17 protein-coding genes are annotated in these 15,662 nt (G+C 64.8%); 11 read left to right on the top strand and 6 right to left on the bottom strand.

From position 1 onward, the window contains the following. The first annotated feature begins 84 nt into the window (after positions 1-84). The 3 genes from QOL69_RS11690 to QOL69_RS11680 all read left to right on the top strand — a co-directional run bounded on the left by QOL69_RS11690 (position 85) and on the right by QOL69_RS11680 (position 1,959). Complete coding sequence (locus QOL69_RS11690) at positions 85-321, top strand: hypothetical protein (RefSeq protein WP_154018069.1); 237 nt, start codon at positions 85-87, stop codon at positions 319-321. A 106-nt stretch (positions 322-427) separates the two neighbouring features. Then, a complete protein-coding gene (locus tag QOL69_RS11685; RefSeq protein ID WP_283403304.1) occupies positions 428-1,399 on the top strand; it encodes a phosphoadenosine phosphosulfate reductase family protein in 972 nt (323 codons plus the stop codon). A gap of 38 nt (positions 1,400-1,437) precedes the next feature. After that, positions 1,438-1,959 carry a metal-dependent hydrolase gene (locus QOL69_RS11680; RefSeq protein WP_283403303.1) on the top strand — a complete coding sequence of 174 codons (522 nt, stop codon included), beginning with the start codon at positions 1,438-1,440 and terminating at the stop codon, positions 1,957-1,959. A 54-nt stretch (positions 1,960-2,013) separates the two neighbouring features. Here the strand turns inward: QOL69_RS11680 and QOL69_RS11675 are convergent, their stop codons facing one another. Next, entirely contained in the window at positions 2,014-3,057 is a 1,044-nt protein-coding gene (locus QOL69_RS11675) for a hypothetical protein (protein WP_283403302.1), read from the bottom strand. Positions 3,058-3,492: 435 nt separating this feature from the next. Between QOL69_RS11675 and QOL69_RS11670 the strand changes: the two genes are divergently transcribed. The 3 genes from QOL69_RS11670 to QOL69_RS11660 all read left to right on the top strand — a co-directional run bounded on the left by QOL69_RS11670 (position 3,493) and on the right by QOL69_RS11660 (position 7,289). Beyond that, on the top strand, positions 3,493-4,914 hold the full coding sequence (locus QOL69_RS11670) for a DUF7504 family protein (RefSeq protein ID WP_283403301.1): 1,422 nt from the start codon (positions 3,493-3,495) through the stop codon (positions 4,912-4,914). Between the two features lie 4 nt (positions 4,915-4,918). Then, complete coding sequence (locus tag QOL69_RS11665; RefSeq protein WP_283403300.1) at positions 4,919-6,037, top strand: DUF5305 domain-containing protein; 1,119 nt, start codon at positions 4,919-4,921, stop codon at positions 6,035-6,037. 85 nt (positions 6,038-6,122) lie between these two features. Next, positions 6,123-7,289: a signal peptidase I gene (locus QOL69_RS11660; protein ID WP_283403299.1), complete on the top strand. Its 1,167-nt coding sequence runs from the start codon at positions 6,123-6,125 to the stop codon at positions 7,287-7,289. 11 nt (positions 7,290-7,300) lie between these two features. Here the strand turns inward: QOL69_RS11660 and QOL69_RS11655 are convergent, their stop codons facing one another. Both QOL69_RS11655 and QOL69_RS11650 read right to left on the bottom strand, forming a co-directional pair. Then, the gene (locus QOL69_RS11655) at positions 7,301-8,242 is read right to left on the bottom strand and encodes a response regulator transcription factor (protein WP_283403298.1); all 942 of its coding nucleotides are present in this window, start codon (positions 8,240-8,242) and stop codon (positions 7,301-7,303) included. A gap of 97 nt (positions 8,243-8,339) precedes the next feature. Then, on the bottom strand, positions 8,340-8,996 hold the full coding sequence (locus QOL69_RS11650) for a hypothetical protein (RefSeq protein ID WP_283403297.1): 657 nt from the start codon (positions 8,994-8,996) through the stop codon (positions 8,340-8,342). Between the two features lie 185 nt (positions 8,997-9,181). On the opposite strand from QOL69_RS11650, the gene QOL69_RS11645 reads away from it, so the two are divergent. Continuing rightward, the gene (locus QOL69_RS11645; protein ID WP_048077003.1) at positions 9,182-9,730 is read left to right on the top strand and encodes a hypothetical protein; all 549 of its coding nucleotides are present in this window, start codon (positions 9,182-9,184) and stop codon (positions 9,728-9,730) included. An 18-nt stretch (positions 9,731-9,748) separates the two neighbouring features. On the opposite strand, the gene QOL69_RS11640 is transcribed toward QOL69_RS11645, so the two are convergent. The 3 genes from QOL69_RS11640 to QOL69_RS11630 form a co-directional block, all read right to left on the bottom strand. Then, the gene (locus tag QOL69_RS11640) at positions 9,749-11,188 is read right to left on the bottom strand and encodes a hypothetical protein (protein WP_283403296.1); all 1,440 of its coding nucleotides are present in this window, start codon (positions 11,186-11,188) and stop codon (positions 9,749-9,751) included. A gap of 207 nt (positions 11,189-11,395) precedes the next feature. Then, entirely contained in the window at positions 11,396-11,941 is a 546-nt protein-coding gene (locus tag QOL69_RS11635; protein WP_048077091.1) for a DUF7344 domain-containing protein, read from the bottom strand. 186 nt (positions 11,942-12,127) lie between these two features. Beyond that, the gene (locus QOL69_RS11630) at positions 12,128-12,451 is read right to left on the bottom strand and encodes a hypothetical protein (RefSeq protein WP_283403295.1); all 324 of its coding nucleotides are present in this window, start codon (positions 12,449-12,451) and stop codon (positions 12,128-12,130) included. 450 nt (positions 12,452-12,901) lie between these two features. Here QOL69_RS11630 and QOL69_RS11625 point away from each other — a divergent pair, with 450 nt between their 5' ends. The 4 genes from QOL69_RS11625 (at position 12,902) to QOL69_RS11610 (ending at position 15,649) form a co-directional block, all read left to right on the top strand. Continuing rightward, complete coding sequence (locus QOL69_RS11625) at positions 12,902-13,810, top strand: hypothetical protein (protein WP_283403294.1); 909 nt, start codon at positions 12,902-12,904, stop codon at positions 13,808-13,810. A gap of 341 nt (positions 13,811-14,151) precedes the next feature. Next, a complete protein-coding gene (locus QOL69_RS11620; RefSeq protein WP_283403293.1) occupies positions 14,152-14,508 on the top strand; it encodes a response regulator in 357 nt (118 codons plus the stop codon). Positions 14,509-15,108: 600 nt separating this feature from the next. Beyond that, positions 15,109-15,450: a DUF5658 family protein gene (locus QOL69_RS11615; RefSeq protein ID WP_283403292.1), complete on the top strand. Its 342-nt coding sequence runs from the start codon at positions 15,109-15,111 to the stop codon at positions 15,448-15,450. 49 nt (positions 15,451-15,499) lie between these two features. After that, positions 15,500-15,649: a DUF7550 family protein gene (locus QOL69_RS11610; RefSeq protein ID WP_195155733.1), complete on the top strand. Its 150-nt coding sequence runs from the start codon at positions 15,500-15,502 to the stop codon at positions 15,647-15,649. Positions 15,650-15,662 lie beyond the last annotated feature (13 nt).

Genomic DNA, 15,662 nt, shown 5'->3' with positions numbered 1-15,662 from the left:
GTACACGCCACCCCATCTTGATATCAGAATTGATAATATCCCGCGTAGATTTATACATAATGGCTCGCGAGAAGACATATGTTGATGACAGGCGTCAAGACGGTGATCGGGGCGGTGCGATTCCTCGCGCTCTTCGTCGTCTACGTTACGGCGCTGACCGCGATGGGCGTTATCAGAGTTGGGCGGGCAGCCTCTCGGCGGGCCGTCGGGCTGGTCTCCAGATCGGATCCAGCTCCGGGCCGAACGTCAGACGTCGACGTGACCGGGAGTTCGCATCCGGCCGCCGATGGGGACGGCATCGAAGAGTCGGCCAGTCCCTGATCGGCGGCCGCGACCGGACAGTCGGTCACGGACGGGCACAGACGCGGTTCTGACAGGCCGAGAGAGACGGAAAGATTCTTTTTATCATAACGACAGGTCAACTCGTATGAGCGAGGACTTCCCGGCGAGCGTCGACGTCGATTACGCCGACGGCGAGGGCGAGGACCCCGAGGACTACCCGTCGATCCAGCACAAAATCGAGAAGGCGGTCGAGGTCACCCGCCGCGGACTCGAACAGTACGACAATCCGGCGGTGATGTGGACCGGCGGCAAAGACTCCACGCTAACGCTGTACTTCATCAATCAGGTCGCCGAGGAGTACGGCTACGAGAAGCCGACCGCCGTCTTCATCGACCACTTCCAGCACTTCGATTCGATCACCGACTTCGTCGAACACTGGGCCGACGAGTGGAACATCGACCTGGTGTACGCCCGCAACGACGACGTGGGCGCGTACGTCGACGAACACGGCTTAGAGCCGGGCGACGACATTCCTGTTTCGGAACTCTCCGAGCACAACCAGCATCACATCCGCGACATCTTAGAGTTCGAGGAGGACACGTTCCCGTTCCTGTTGGACACGTACGTGGGCAACCACCTGCTGAAGACGGTCGCGCTCAACGACGCGTTAGAAGAGTACGACATCGACGGCGTCATCTCGGGGGTCCGCTGGGACGAACAGGAGGCCCGCGCCGACGAGACGTTCTTTTCGCCGCGCCACGACCCCGACCTGTTCCCGCCGCACGACCGCATCCAGCCCATCCTCCAGTTCGCCGAGGCCGACGTGTGGGACGCGTTCTGGAACTTCGTGGTACCCGACACGGTCGAGGCGTTCCCCGACGAGGGCTACGTCCCGCAAGCCGACGACGACCTCCCCGAGGGCGTCACCCAAGCGGACGTGCCCATCTCGCCGAAGTACTTCGCCGGCTTCCGCTCGCTCGGCAGCGAAGTGAGTACTGATAAGACGACCGAAGAGCCCGCGTGGCTCCAAGACCTCGAAGGAACGACCGAACGCGCCGGCCGCGCCCAGGACAAAGAAGACCTGATGGAACGGCTTCGCGACCTCGGCTACATGTGAACTGCGGACCCACCGCTCGCGGTCGGTATCGACACTGAATGTTTCCGATCGAGCATTGTATCGTTGCGGTCATCCCGATCATCGCGTACGTCCTCGTTCGCGACCGAGACGTTCCGACGGGAGGATTTCTCGCGATCGTGTTCGTCGGGAGCCAGCTGCCGGACCTCGTCGACAAGCCGCTCGCCCACCAGTTCGGTCTGATCCCGAGCGGCCGCGTCTTCGTCCACTCGCTGCCGGTCGCGGTTCCGATCCTCTGTCTCGCAGGATGGTACGCGTGGCGAACCGACCGGCTCCGAGCGGGCGGCGCGTTCGCGTTCGCGTACCTCTCGCATATCGTCGCGGACAACCGTCGGGTACTGTCACTACCGAACCCGACGCTGTCTGACGACATGCTGTGGCCGTTTCGGCCGGCGACCCCGCGGCCGGACGTTCCCTACTGGGCCGGCGAAGCGTCGATCAATGTCCGGCTGTGGACGCTGTTCTCCGCGGTCGTACTAGCGATCACCGTGTACTACCTCTATCGGGACATCAACGAGCAACTCCGGTCTAGCGCAACTTGACATCCACCCACGGCTACAGCCGTGAGATTCCCCCACGAGGGGGAAGAAGAGTCCTCAGTTCACACGCTCGGCGGTCCGAAGCACCGGTTTCGCGAAGGGGTTCCAGCTTTCGGCCGGTTCCGCGGCGACGAACGTCGCGTCGCAGTCGGGACACCTCGGTTCGTCGAGCATCGAGATGTCGATCGTCGTCTCACAGCGTTCGCAGCGACCGGTGTCGGTTCCGAGATCGAGGGCGTCTCGCCGGAGCGCGGCGAGCCGGTCGGTCTCCTCGTCGTCGCGGAGCGTGCTCACCGCGGTGTCGAGCGTATCGAGCCGCTCTTCGAGCGTGCCGGTCGTGTCGAGGAGCTGTTTGAACAGCCCCTCGATCTCGTCGAACTCCTCGTCGATCCACGTCTCAAACTCGCGCTGTGTTGAGTCGAGCCGGTCGATCTCGGCGGAGAACTCCTCGGCGATCCGATCGAGCTCCGTCTCGTCGACCGCGCCCTCGTCAAGCCGATCGTCGAGTGTTTCGACCCGACTGTGGAGCCGCGTCAGGTTGTCGGAGTACCGGTCGGCGAATTCCTCTTGCCGCGAGCGCTGCTGTTCGACATCGAGCGACAGGTCCGAGACCTGCCGCCGGAGCTCGGTGACCGTCTGGGTCACCTCGAGTTGCCCGTACATCGACTCCCGGAGCGACCGGACCTCGTCGGCGACCGCTCCGGACTCCGGCTTCTCGGGACCGTCGGCCGGTTCGGTTTCCTCCTGAGACCGGTCGTCAGCGGCTTCGTCGTCGGACGCGGTCTCATCCTCGTCGCCGTCTCGTCCGGCACTGCTACTACCGGATCGGTCGGCTGCGACGCCGGACGCGGCCTCGGCGTCGCCGACTGACCGCCGGTCGGGGTCGGACAGCTCCGGCGGATAAGGGGACGTCCCACCGCCGACCGGGTCGCGCTCCTCGGTGACGCCGTTCATCTCGTCGAGGATCCAGAACGCGGAGACCAGCTGGTTCAACAGCTCCTGTTCGTCGATATCTCGGGTCTCCGCGGTGTGTTCGACCCACTCCTGGAAGGCGTCGGCGTCTATCGGCGGACCGCTGTCTCGGCCCGTGGAGTCGGCCATATGATGCCGTTATACGGCCGTACAGGTGTTAATTGTTCCGAAGCATAACGCGAGCGTCGGCTACCCCACGACTGAAGTCGTGAGCTTCCGGCCTTGTACCGCGTGACTCAGGGCGTGACGGGAGCGTCTCGGTGGGGACTCCGCGCCCGATCCGAACAGAAACGCGGAGGGGACGCCGCTCGCGCTCGGACGATATATTTATCATTTGCGTCACCATAGTTGGTATCAGACCGCTGGAATGAGGGAACCGGCCGCGTCGATCGACGGACAGACACCGAGCGGAGTACCCGCAGCGGCGTCCACGTCCACCCTGCGGGCCGAGAGCCGGCCCATGACCGGACGCGTCCCGTCGCGACCGCCGGAACCCGTCGTGCGACCGAGCGGACACGCTCCGAACGACTCTGTGATCGCCCGGAGAGCGGACCGGTGTCGACGATGAGCGACGAGCGCGACGACGGTAAGCGACAAGCCGACGAGCCCGACACGGAAGTGACCGGGACGGACGACCGATCGTCGCGGTTCGGCGAGTTCAGAGAGCGGCTTGAGGGATCGACCTCGTCCGGCTCGGACGGGTCGACCGAGGCTGACGCCGACGGGAGCGACGGCGGCGAGAACGACGTCGACGGAACGGACTCAGCCGGACCGGAAGACACGGAAGAGCGGTCCGGGAACGGTCCGGCAGACTCGTGGGAGTGGATCGGGGATGACAACGAGCGCGACACGCGCGAGTCGACGGAGTCCGGACGCGACGGAGGGCCCGCCGAGGCGTCCGACGGCGAGGCCGACGACGAGGGGCGGAGAGACGAGCAGGCGCAGATCGACGATGCGTCGGCCGGTCGCCGGGTCTGGGATGACGACAGAGCGGACGACGAGGCGTCTCTCAGCGAACCGGACGCGACGGCGGACGACGACCCGGACGACGCCGTTCCCGCCGACGCGTCCGAGCGGAACGGAGACGCCGAGACCGAGTCGACTGCCGACGCGGCCGGGCAAAACGACTCTCGTGGAGACGACGACTCGCGTGGGGACGACGACTCGCGTGGGGACGACGACTCGCGTGGGGACGACGACTCGCGTGGGGACGACGACTCGCGTGGGGACGATGAGGGGGAAGAACGCTCCGAGCGTCGTCGACTGTGGAACCGTGAGGACAGTCGCGAGGGCACTTCGAGGGCGTCTCCGGAGTCTGGTACGACGGAGGAGGGTCAGTCGGAGCCGCTGTTGCGCGGCGGGACCGCGTCGACGAGCGGCGGTGACCTTGCCGCTGGGCCCGAGGAGAGCTACCAACGGCCGGCCGGACTCGATCTGGAGCCGGGAACGAGCGCCCTCGTCGAGTGCGGGTCACAGGACGAGCGAAAACACGCCGCCTGTCGGGACCTGCTCGGCCTCGAAACGGCGGCGACCGCGCGCGACGTACTCCTCGTCAGATACCGCCGAATGGATCCCGAGCAGCTCGAAGCGATCGCGAGCGCGGCACACCGAACGAAACTCGTCGCGATCGGTTACTCACAGTCCGTTCCGGACGACGTGCGCGACGAGGTGGAAGTCGCCTCGATCAACAATCCGAACGACATCACCCGGCTCGGGATCCTCATCTCGGGAACCGTCGAGAGCTGGGCGGAAGACGACAACGGGATCGTCGTGTGTTACGACTCGGTGAACGTCCTCCTCAAGTACAAGGACGTCCAGAGCGCGTTCCGGTTCCTCCACGTCTTCCTCGGGACGCTTCAGGGAGCGGGCGTGATCGCGCACTTCCACGTCGACCCGCGTGCGGGCGACCCGCAGAACGTCAACACGCTCAAGCCGCTGTTCGACGAGGTCGTCTCGATCGACTCGGTCGGCGTCCGACTGGAGTGATCGGATGGGCGAGATCGACCGCTCAGTCCGGATACGGGCGCTGCTCGATCGGTGGTTCCTCGTCGTCGCCGTCGCACTCCTCGTCGTCGCGGTCGCGGGCGGCACGTGGGCGTATCAGGTTCACGCCACCGAGACCGTCGAGACCGATCAGGTGACGACCGAGCGGTGGTCCGAGACCACGAGCTACGAACACAGCTCGGTCATCGTGAACGAGTCGATCCCCTTCGACGAGGGCGAGCGCGTCACGAACCGCCCGGTGTACTACACGAGGCTGTCCGAGGAGGTCGACGTCAGCTATCGGTACGAGTACGCGGCCAACGACGGTGCGGTACAGGTAAACACGGAGACGCGGGTTCAGTACCGTGGGATCGAGGGCGAAACGACTCTCTGGGAGTACTCGGAGCCGCTCGCGACAGGCACCGCGACGGGGCTCGATCCGGGGACACCACACACGGTCAACGCGACGCTAGTCATTACGGACGTATACGAGACGATCAACACGGTTGAACAACAGCTCGGTACCGTAGGAACCATCGAGATCCGGATCGTCTCGACATCGAATATCGAGGGAACGATCGACGGTGACTCGGTCGAGCACACCTACGAGAGCGAGATGCCGATCACGGTGACGCCGACGACGTTCCGCGTTCTCGAGATGGAGACCGTCGACGAGACCGAAACGCAGACGCGAACGGTCGAACGGCCCGTCAGATCGGGAGCAGTCGAGTCGACCGCACCGGTGGTCCTGTCGCTGCTCGCGCTGGCCGGGCTCGGCGGGCTTGTCCACGCGAGACGCACGGGACGTGTCGGCCTCTCCGCCGACGAGCGGGAACTCCTCGAACTCCACCAACAGGAACAGGAGTTCTCCGAGTGGATCACCCGCGGCACGTTCCCGTCCGAACGCGACTACGAGCAGACCATCCTCGTCGACGACCTAGAGGGGCTCGTCGACGTCGCCATCGACACGAACAAACGCGTGATCAAAGACGAACAGCTGGGCGTGAGCACCGTCCTCGACGGCGACTACATCTACGTGTACGTCCGACCCGACTCGCCGGCTGAGGACTGGCTCATCAACTACGCGGACACGACGATGGAGGAGTTCGAACGGTTTGGCGGATGATCGGACGACAGCGAACGCGCCCAGCACACGTGGCTTGGCCGCGGCGTATATACGTATGACCGACGAACGCACCGACGAATAGGGGATGGAACTTCGATCGTCTCTCGGCTCGGTCGCGACGCTCGCGCTCGTGGCCGTTATCGTCGCCATGCTCGTCGGTCAGCAGCTTGGCCAGCCGATCCTCCTCGGGTTCGTCGTCACCGGGAGCATGTCGCCGACGCTCGAACCGGGCGACGGGTTCGTCGCGGTCCCCCCGGTGCTGGCTGACGACATCGAGGAGGGAGACGTCGTGACCTTCGACGCACGGGAACTCCAGGGCGGCGGGCTCACCACCCACCGCGTGGTCGGCGAGACCGACGAGGGATACGTCACCCGCGGCGACGCCAATCCGTTCACCGATCAGGACGGCGATGAGCCACCGGTACAGGAGTCGCAGATCGTCTCGGTAGCGCTCCAGTTCGACGGCGAGTTGGTCGTCATCCCGTCGATCGGGACCGTCGCGCTCGCACTCCAAGGCGCGTTCGGCGCGGTGATAGGCGTCCTATCCGGCCTCCCGGGCGGCGACGCGGTCGCGGACGGGAACGTGGAGACGCTCATGGTCGGCGGCGGCGTCCTGCTGTTGCTGTACAGCTTCGCCGCCGATCTGCTGGGGAGCGACCGCGGCGGCAGAGACCGATCGCGGTCGCGGAAGGGGGCGACGCGGGCCGGTCTCGTGCTCGCCGTCATCCTGTTGCTAATCTTGGTGCCGGCGACCGCGAGCATGGTGATTCCCTCGGGCGTCAACGAGATCACGGTCGTGAGCTCGGAGTCGCCGAGTTCGAACCCGACGACCATCGAACGAGGGGGATCCCAGACCGTGACGTACAACATCTCGAACAGCGGCGTCTTCCCGCAGGTGGCGATCATCGAGCCCGCCAGCACGGGCGTCGAGGTGGCGGAGACGACCCACTGGATCTGGCGCGGGCAGAGCGCGGGCACCACCGCGACCATCCACGCGCCCGACGAGACCGGCGTCTACTACCGGTCGATCTCCGAGCGCCAGTACCTCGGACTCCTTCCGCTGTCGGTTATCGTGGCCCTTCACGCCGTCCATCCTGTCGTCGCGATCGCGGCGATCGACCTCGTGATCGCCGTCGTCGTCACCGTCGTCTTCGCGCTCGCCGTCGGGTTCCAGCCGCTCCGGTTCCGCGACACCGGCCGCGACACCTCCGTCGTCGACACCGTTCGCCGGACGGTCCGCAAGTGGCTGTGAGTCCGGCGTCCTCACCCGGCACCCGCGATCGTCGCGAGGTTCCACGCGGTGAGACCCACGCCGAGCAGCGCCATCACCACCGGCGGCCAGTAGTACGAGAACCGGTCGGCGGTCCGAGCGCCCTGAACGCTCACGGAGATCAACACAAGAAAGACAAGGAACTTCAGGAGGAGAAAGCCCGGTATGCCGAAGGTCGTCAGGAGCGACCCCACCACCGGGTTGACCTCGTCGATTCCGGTGACTCCGAGGACCGCGTACAGCGTCGAGACCACGTCGCCGACGCCGTACGTCAGCGCCGCGAGCAACCAGAGTCCGTAGAACTCGGTCGGTCGAGAGCGGTAGAGCGGCGGCTCTCCCGCCCCGGTCTCGCCGGTGCCGTCGACGCGCCCTTCGTCGTCCGGAAACATGGCCGAGGACTCGTCGGCGGGCGTTCCCAGCCGGACGAGCAGCGACTCGATCTGTCGGCGGCGCGCGAGCAGTTCCCCGGACGACGAGTCGGACCGTGAATCGGACGCCGGCTCCCCGTGGGAAGAGTCCGCCTCGCTCGCCCGTTTTTTCGCCAGAAGTGAGAGGTAGCCGTCGACCGCCTCCTCGACCGCCCGCCGGTCCGTGAGCCGCTCGACGAGCGCGCGGAGTTCGTCGCGCTTGACGGGTTTCGTGACGTACTCGTCGACATCGAGCTGTAAGACTCTGAAGTCGGGCTTGATCCCGGTTATCATCGCGGCCGCGAAGTCGCCGTCCCGCGCCCTGAGTCGGCCGAGCAGTCCGGCCCCGGAGGCGTCCGGAAGCTGGCGGTCGAGGAGGACGACGTCGACCGATTCGTCGAACTCTTCGAGGGCCGTCTCGGCGTCGATTGTGGTCCGGACCTCGTAGTCGTCGTCGAGCCACGCCGCGTACTGGTCGGCGAGGTTGGGTTCGTCCTCGACGATGAGGACGACGGGGGGGCGCGGCATTCGTGTACGGGTATACTTGGCCGCTTGTTAAATGGATGTACTGAAAAATCAGGTGCGCTCGATATCCAAAGGACCAGCGACGAAAATGAGAGTTATTCTACGGTGGGTTGGTGGCGGTGATGGTCGCTTCCGTCTCGAACAACGGGGCATCTGTGTTGAGATCGGTACTGTCGAATCCGACCGTGTCGATTTGAAGTGCCACGTCAACGGAGTTTCCAGATTCTAAACCAGTCAAATCGGTTGCGACGAGGTTCCCGATGTCACCTCCGATGTCTTCAGTCCCGCTCGCATCAGTCCAGAGCTTGAGAATGTCTTCTGGATTAGTACCACTCGGAAGTGAGTTCTGATTTCCGTTAAACCCGATATCGAAGCTGATGTCGACAGTTTGAGAGCCGTTATTCGTGATTGTGAACGCTGCCGTGTCCACTGTATCCGGAGGATCACCGCCGCTCACGGCACCGATAGTCGTCCGCGCGTTGAGATTGACGCCCCCTGCGAGATCATCCCCCGATCCGTTCTCACCGCTGGCGTTGTCGAAGTTGATCGTTAGAAGACCGTCGACGATATTTACGACATCCGAGCCTGTACCATCACCGGCTTCTGCAAATGCGAGGAGCGCGGAACTGTCGCCGGCAGTGTTCACCGTCACGGTCCGCTCTGCTTCCACCGTCGTGAACGCGCCCGTACCGATGAGCGCGCCGCCGCCGGCGACCAGTCCGCCGAGTCCGATCAGGACGTTGCGTCTGTTGGGCATATCTACACAATGTCCCCCTACCCACTTTGTATTGCGTCCCTTGACGCGGCGGCGGCGGCGTCTGGCCCGGCTTGAAAGGGTCGTTCGCGGCGTTCAAGCCGGCCTTGCTGCCCGACAGGACCGCCAATACAAAACCCGCCGGGCCACTAGGGAGATCCAACCGACGACTCCTCGCAAATCTACACATGGTGACACGCAGACAGACGATCATTGGACTCGCCTCGGCGGCCGTCGGCGGCGGCGCTGCCGCCTCTGCCGGGACGTTCACGTCGAGCGTGTCGGCCGGCGCGGACATGCGGGTCGTGGTCGTCTCGGACCTCCGGCTCGAACCCGCCAACGACGACGGGCCGTACGTGACTACCGAGGACGGGGAGGTCGTGATCGCGGTCGAGCGCCTGAACCGACACGCGCTGACGGAGTTCGGCGACCTCGTCCGCGTCGTGAACGACGGCAACATCGGCTACGACGAGCTGCGGTTCGAGTTCGACGCCGGAGACGGCGACGAGGCGGACGAGGTCGCGGCCGCGCTCGGGATCACCGCCGACGGCGACCTCGACGAGGAGAACGGGACGTTCACCCTGACGCCGGACGGCGGGCTGGGACCGGGCGACGGGGTCGGGTTCGGGATCTCCGTCGACCTCCTCCCGAGCTCCGAGTCGGGTATCTCCGACTTCCCGGAGTCGGCCGCGGAGCTCCAGTTATTCATCACGGCCGCACACGAGGGGGACGAGTAGACCGGCGTCGTCGAGAGACTACCCGCCGCACGCACTCTGCGGGGTGACGCTCCCGACCACCGCGGTACAGTCGGAGACGGACGCCTCGTCCGAGGTGTCGATCGCGACATCACCGCCGACCGACGAGCGGCCGCCGAGCTCGATCGCTACCTCGCCTTCGCTCGTGACCGTCGCGCCGCCGCCGATCGACGAGCTGCCGCCGAGCTCGATCCCCACCTCGTCCTCGTTCGTGACTGTCACGTCGCCGCCGATCGACGAGCGACCGCCGAGTTCGATCTCCACTTCGCCGGGCGTGTCGATCGTCACGTCGCCCTCGATCGTCGAGCTACCGGAGAGTTCGATTCCCACCTCGTCTTCGCTCGTGATCAACACGTCGCCACGGATCCGCTCGTTACCATCCAGCGTCAAATTCACGCCGTCGGGCGTCTCGATGTCGATGTCTCCGTCGATCTCCGAGCCGCCGCCGAGGCTCACGTCGACCTCACTGGACGCCTCGATAGAAAGCGGTCCCACCGACGCGTTACCGTTCAGATCGACGGTCACTTCATCGTTCGACGTCAGGGACATCGGTCCGCCGACGCTCCCCCCGCGGCCGACGGTCACGGTGAGGTTGCCCGCCTCGTCGGCACAGAATCCGCCGGCAACGCTTCCGCTGATGTCGGCGGTCACCTCGTCCGGCGTCGACAGCTGAAGTGGACCGCCGACCGTCGCGCCGCCGCCCATGGAGAAGGCGATCTCGCCGTCGGTGTCGATACCGAAGTAGTCACCGACGCTCCCGCGATGGGTGATATCGACCGCACTGTCCGTCCGGATGTCGACGGCACCGCCGACCTCGATCCCGCCGCCGATCCGCTCGGAGACTTCTCCGGTGGTGTCGATCACGACGCTACAGTCGGTGCCGCCCCACGGCGGGAACTCCGCGTCCGTACAACCCGACGGCGTGCGCGGCGCGCACACGCCCCGATCCGGGACCGTACAGCTCACGTCGACGGACCGGGTGAGATCGACCGACTGGTCCGCTCCGGTCACGGTGACCGCGACCTCGACGGTCGTGTCGCGGCTGGTCTCACACGACAGGTCAGCCTCGACGACGCCGGACTCACCCGGAGCCAACCCGATCGGCGTCCGCAGCGAGTTCGGGTCGACCGGCCCGTCGGACCCGCCGACCACCTCGGCGTCGATCGACTCGATCGGTTGACCGAACTGGTTCGTCAGTTCCAACAGCGTGATCGTCTCGCCGTCGGTCCCGGAGCGGTCCTCGGTGTCGACGCCGAGCAGCGCCGTATCGTCGCCCGCGGTGTCGACGCCGATCGAACGGTCGCCAGAAACTGAGTCAAACGCGCCGGTCGTGTACGCGCCGGTCGCGCTGGCGGTCCCGACACCCAGAAGCAGCAGAACGGAGCGGCGGCTTATCCCACCGCCCGACCGGCTTCGGCTCCGGCTACGTTTTCGTGCCATAAGTTGAATCCTCGGACCGACGTCGTTCGTCGCGTCACCGATCGCCTCGGCGTCCTCCGGACCGCACGCGTGACGATCGGAACGCCAGCCGGCGGACAGGGTGGAATAGTCGCTCTACGTAGGACTTCGAGTTCCACGCACTTCGTATTGGTGCCCTTGAACGTCGAGATTCTACCCGAACGAGTCGTCCGCGTCCCCGGAGCCGGATCATGGCGGGCGCTCGAACTGGTCGAGTCGGTTCCGGCGGATCTGTACCACGTGCGCGACCGAGGAGACGAGGAACGCGACGAGTACGAGCCCCGCCCAGCCGAGTTCGGGAACCGTCTCTGTGGGGACAAAACCCACCCAGACGCCGCCGAGGACGACGCCCGCCAGCAGCGACAGCCCGAGGTAGTAGACGCCCCACGAGATCGACTGCGGGGGGACGATATCGAGGTAGACGTCGAGCCCCTTCGCGTCGCTCGTAAGCGACACCTCGTCGCCGTCGTACTCGACGAGTCCAGCGTTTTCGAGGCGATCGAGGTGCGTCTGCTGGAGCGAGGTGTACACGCGCTTGCGTTCCGAGGACGTGATCTCCGGAACCGTCTTATCGTGTTCCCACGCGGTGACCTGTTCGGCGAGCTCCGAGAGGGTGACCGGCTCCTCGGTCTGTTTACAGTAGTGGAGGACGTACCGCCGGCGGTGGCTGCTCAGGAGGTCGTAGAGTTCGTCTTTTTCGGGAGCGTCGTACTTCTCTTGGCCCGTGAGCGACATCATTCGACCCGTCGCCGCGGCGGTCCGACGGCGACGCCGAGCCGTGTCCGACGCGCCGGTCCGGTAGTCGAGCGCTCCGGGACCCCGCACCGACGACGTATCATACAACCCAGTCACTCGGGTCGGTGATATTTAAGATAATCGTAACTTCTTCACGGCCATCGGGCGCGATTCCGCTGTTCGACGTCAGAAGCCGAGAATCTCCGAGAGCCCCTCCGGTTCGGTGATCGAGGTCGCGGACGCCTCCTCGACGAGTGACCGGTACTCCTCAATATGATCGTTTATCGTCGTGCCGTCAGCCTCCTCAACGGCCGCGACCGCGGCGGCCTGTCCCACGTCCGTCGCCTCGATCTGGGTCTGGACCTCCGCGAGCGTCCGCTCACAGATCGCGGCAGGATCAGGAGAGTCATCGCTGTCGCCATCATCGCCGTTGCCGTCGTCGCCATCGGACGTGTTCGTACCGGAGCCGTCGGAGTCGGCGGCGGGATCAAGCTCGGCGGCGGCCTCCACGGCGGCTTCGAGATCGGTCGCCGCGCTCCGGAAGCCCGTCCGGGCCGTCTCGAACTCGTCGACCGCCGTCTGGTACTGCTCCTCGTTGAAGAGGGAGATCGCTCGGTTGCGCGTCGAGATCCCGTCGTTGCGCCCCTCAATACCGGCTTCGTATCGGTCGAGGACCTCGCGCCGTCGGTCCTATTGTGCCAGTTCGTCGCCACCGCCGACGCCGGGGACCTCGATCCCGACGCCCTGACAGCCGGCGAGCCCGGCAGTCGCGGCGACGGCGGCAGCGAGCGTCGCGCGGCGTGAGTACATTCGCGTGTTTATTTGATAACATCACGCATAAAATCGGCCGTCGATCGGCTTCAAGCCGGGCTTTCTCCGGATTCAGGCCGAATCTGCGTCGTTTCAAGCTCCCTACTATTAAGTGGATCCTCCCCGTTCTCTCGCGTAGGTGGATATTTGATGCCAAAGCGACGCAGCATGTTGATCGGAATGGGCGCACTGGCGATGGGAAGCGGCGCGGCGTTCACGGGTGCCGCGTTCAACTCGTCGACGACGCCGAGCGCGGACCTCCGCGTCGTCGTCGAGGAAGCGCTCAACTTCAGACCGAATCCGGCCGCAACGAGTGCGGATAACGTGGTAAGCACCGACGATTTCGAGGGAGGGTTCTTCGACGGGGAAGATATCGACGACAGTGAGGACGGAGCGTTCGGCGGGGAAGACGTCGAGCCGCCGCTCGCGGCCACGAACGGCGAAGCGAACGGCGACCTCGAACTGTTCGCCGTCGCGGGCCTCGGCGCGTCGGACACGTTCGAGGAGCTGTTCATTCTCGAAAACGATTCGACGGATTCGGTTGCGGTTGGTATCGCGTATGACCGGGGGAACTCCGACTTCGACACGAGCGCGGCCGGCACGGGCCAGTACGGTGGCGACATCGACGTCAACGGAGAGGGTGGACTCACCCCGACGATCCCGCGGAACTCGTATCGGTTCAGGGTGAACACTTTCACCGATAACAGCGATCCGACGGGCAACGATTACCTCGACGGCGACACGGACGGGCTGATTTCGCCAGCCGTGAACGGAGATTTCACCAACGGCGAGATAACAGATGAAACAAATGCCAACTTCGTCGGCGGAGACGAGGGGATCAGTGATGACCGCGACAAGCCCGCCGACGCCATTATCCTCGAACCCGGAGAGGCGGTGACGATCGACCTGGAAGTAGACATCGATTACGGCGATACCGTAAAAGAGAGTATCCGAAACGCCGCCGGGATCTCGCTCGACGGCTTTGGGAGCGAACGCGCGACGGTCGACCTGCTGGACGGGATCACCGTCGGTACGCTGACCGGCGAGCCATCGAGTTAGTCGGAGAACAGCGACTGAAACCCGCGATTTTTCGTTACGTGACTCGGCGAAACGGATCTGGTTGATCGAGTGACTGGACCACCACGTAACGGAACACGGCCGGCGAGACAACCACAGGACTGTCGGCTATCAGTTAACGAGTTGTCGCTACATAACTGTATATATCTTAAAATCGCGATACGACCTAATAACCAATGTCACGGGTACGAGTCGAGCAGCTGCGTGGCCAACTGGGTCGTCGAGATATTTGTGAACCGACTTTCGATCACTAAAATGTTATTTGAATGTGAGACTAAGAGCTAAAAAGATGTTTTAATGCGGAACAAGATAACGTGCTGGTAATGGATGTCGTCATCGCCGAGGATGAGCCCCTCCAAAGCAGACTGATCGAGTACTTTACCGGCGAGGAGCACACCGTCGTTGCGACCGCCACGAACGGTGACGAGGCGATTCAGTATACGACCACACACGAGCCGGATGTCATCATCATGGACATCAACATGCCGGTCAAGGGTGGCGTGGAGGCCATCGAGGAAATCGATGCCTTCGATATCGACGTTGGCATCGTCGTCAGCACCGCCCACGTCGACGACGAGACGAGGGAGGCGGCGATGTCCGCCGGTGCCGACGCGTATCTTATCAAGCCGTTCTCCAAGGCGGACCTACTGGAGCAGATGGACCGATTCTCCGAAGCCTGACGTCGTCTGTGCGGGTCACGCTGCCCGTGAGAATGTGATCGAATCGGAGACGCGATGATTGACGCCGACACTGATTTTCATCCCCCTGATCGAAAACGACGATGTGCACCCGCACCGAGCGGCGACGTTCGGAGAGTTCGAGCCCTCGGTCGGTCGATGTCCGTCCGATCGCTGGCAGACTCCCGCTACCATCCCACGTCGACATTACAACTCCGTTAACGACCGGACGCACTCACGGAATCGTCCGAACGCCGGAGTCGTTCGAATCGACCTGAGTCCCGGCTCAGTACGGTCGCCCGTCTTATCCTGACGGTCCCACGAGTGACTCTGTTATTGCCATAAATTTATTTATCCTGAAATGAACTTCTGATATGACAGAGGATGGCACGGTCTCAGCGGGACCGGCGACCGGGGCAGTCGGAGGGGGAGGGAGCCCGTCGCTCGCTCGGGACAAAGCCGGGTGGCCCGCGACCCCCGTCGACTCGCCAGTCTGCCGACCGGGACCGAGATTCCGCTCGGAGTTCAACACGGCCGCGTCGGCCCCCGGAGTGCGCGACTGAGACCGGCGGCCACGACCGCATCACCCTCTCGGTGTCGGGCATGTGTCTCCTCCTCGCGACCAAGTTCGCGGACGCGCTCACGACTGGGGTCGGCCTCGCGTACGCGCCGGCCGTCTACGAGGCGAACCCGATCGCGCGACCCGTCTTCGAGGGGCTCGGGATCACCGACGGACTCCTCTTCGGCTCGTTCGCGGTCGTCGTCGCGATCGTCGCGGTGACCGAAATCGGCGCGCTCGCGGTCGCGCGATGGCGGCGGGACGGCCATCTCGCACCGGTGGTCCGCGCCGTCGGCTACGGGCTGCCGTCGCTGCTGTTCGCCGCCGTCGCGGTCCGCAACGCCGCCGTGTTGGTGGAGGCGGTCGAGCCCCTCGGTCCGCTGTAGCGCTCGCCGTTCAGATGGTCTTTTGTACTCGGCGACCGCACGCAGCCGTATGGACGACCACTCCCACGAGCCGGACCCGGACAAGCGCGTGACTGCCCCGATGCAGGCGTTCGGGGGCCGAGAGGTCGGCATCGGCGCGGCCGTCACGCTCGTCGGACTGCTGCTCGCGTACGCCGTTCCGTTCCTCGCCACGTTCTGAGCCGGAGGCGACC

This window comes from Halorubrum sp. DM2 (genome assembly GCF_901686465.1).
Classification (GTDB): Archaea; Halobacteriota; Halobacteria; order Halobacteriales; family Haloferacaceae; genus Halorubrum.
This window is presented reverse-complemented; position numbering and strand designations above follow the sequence as displayed.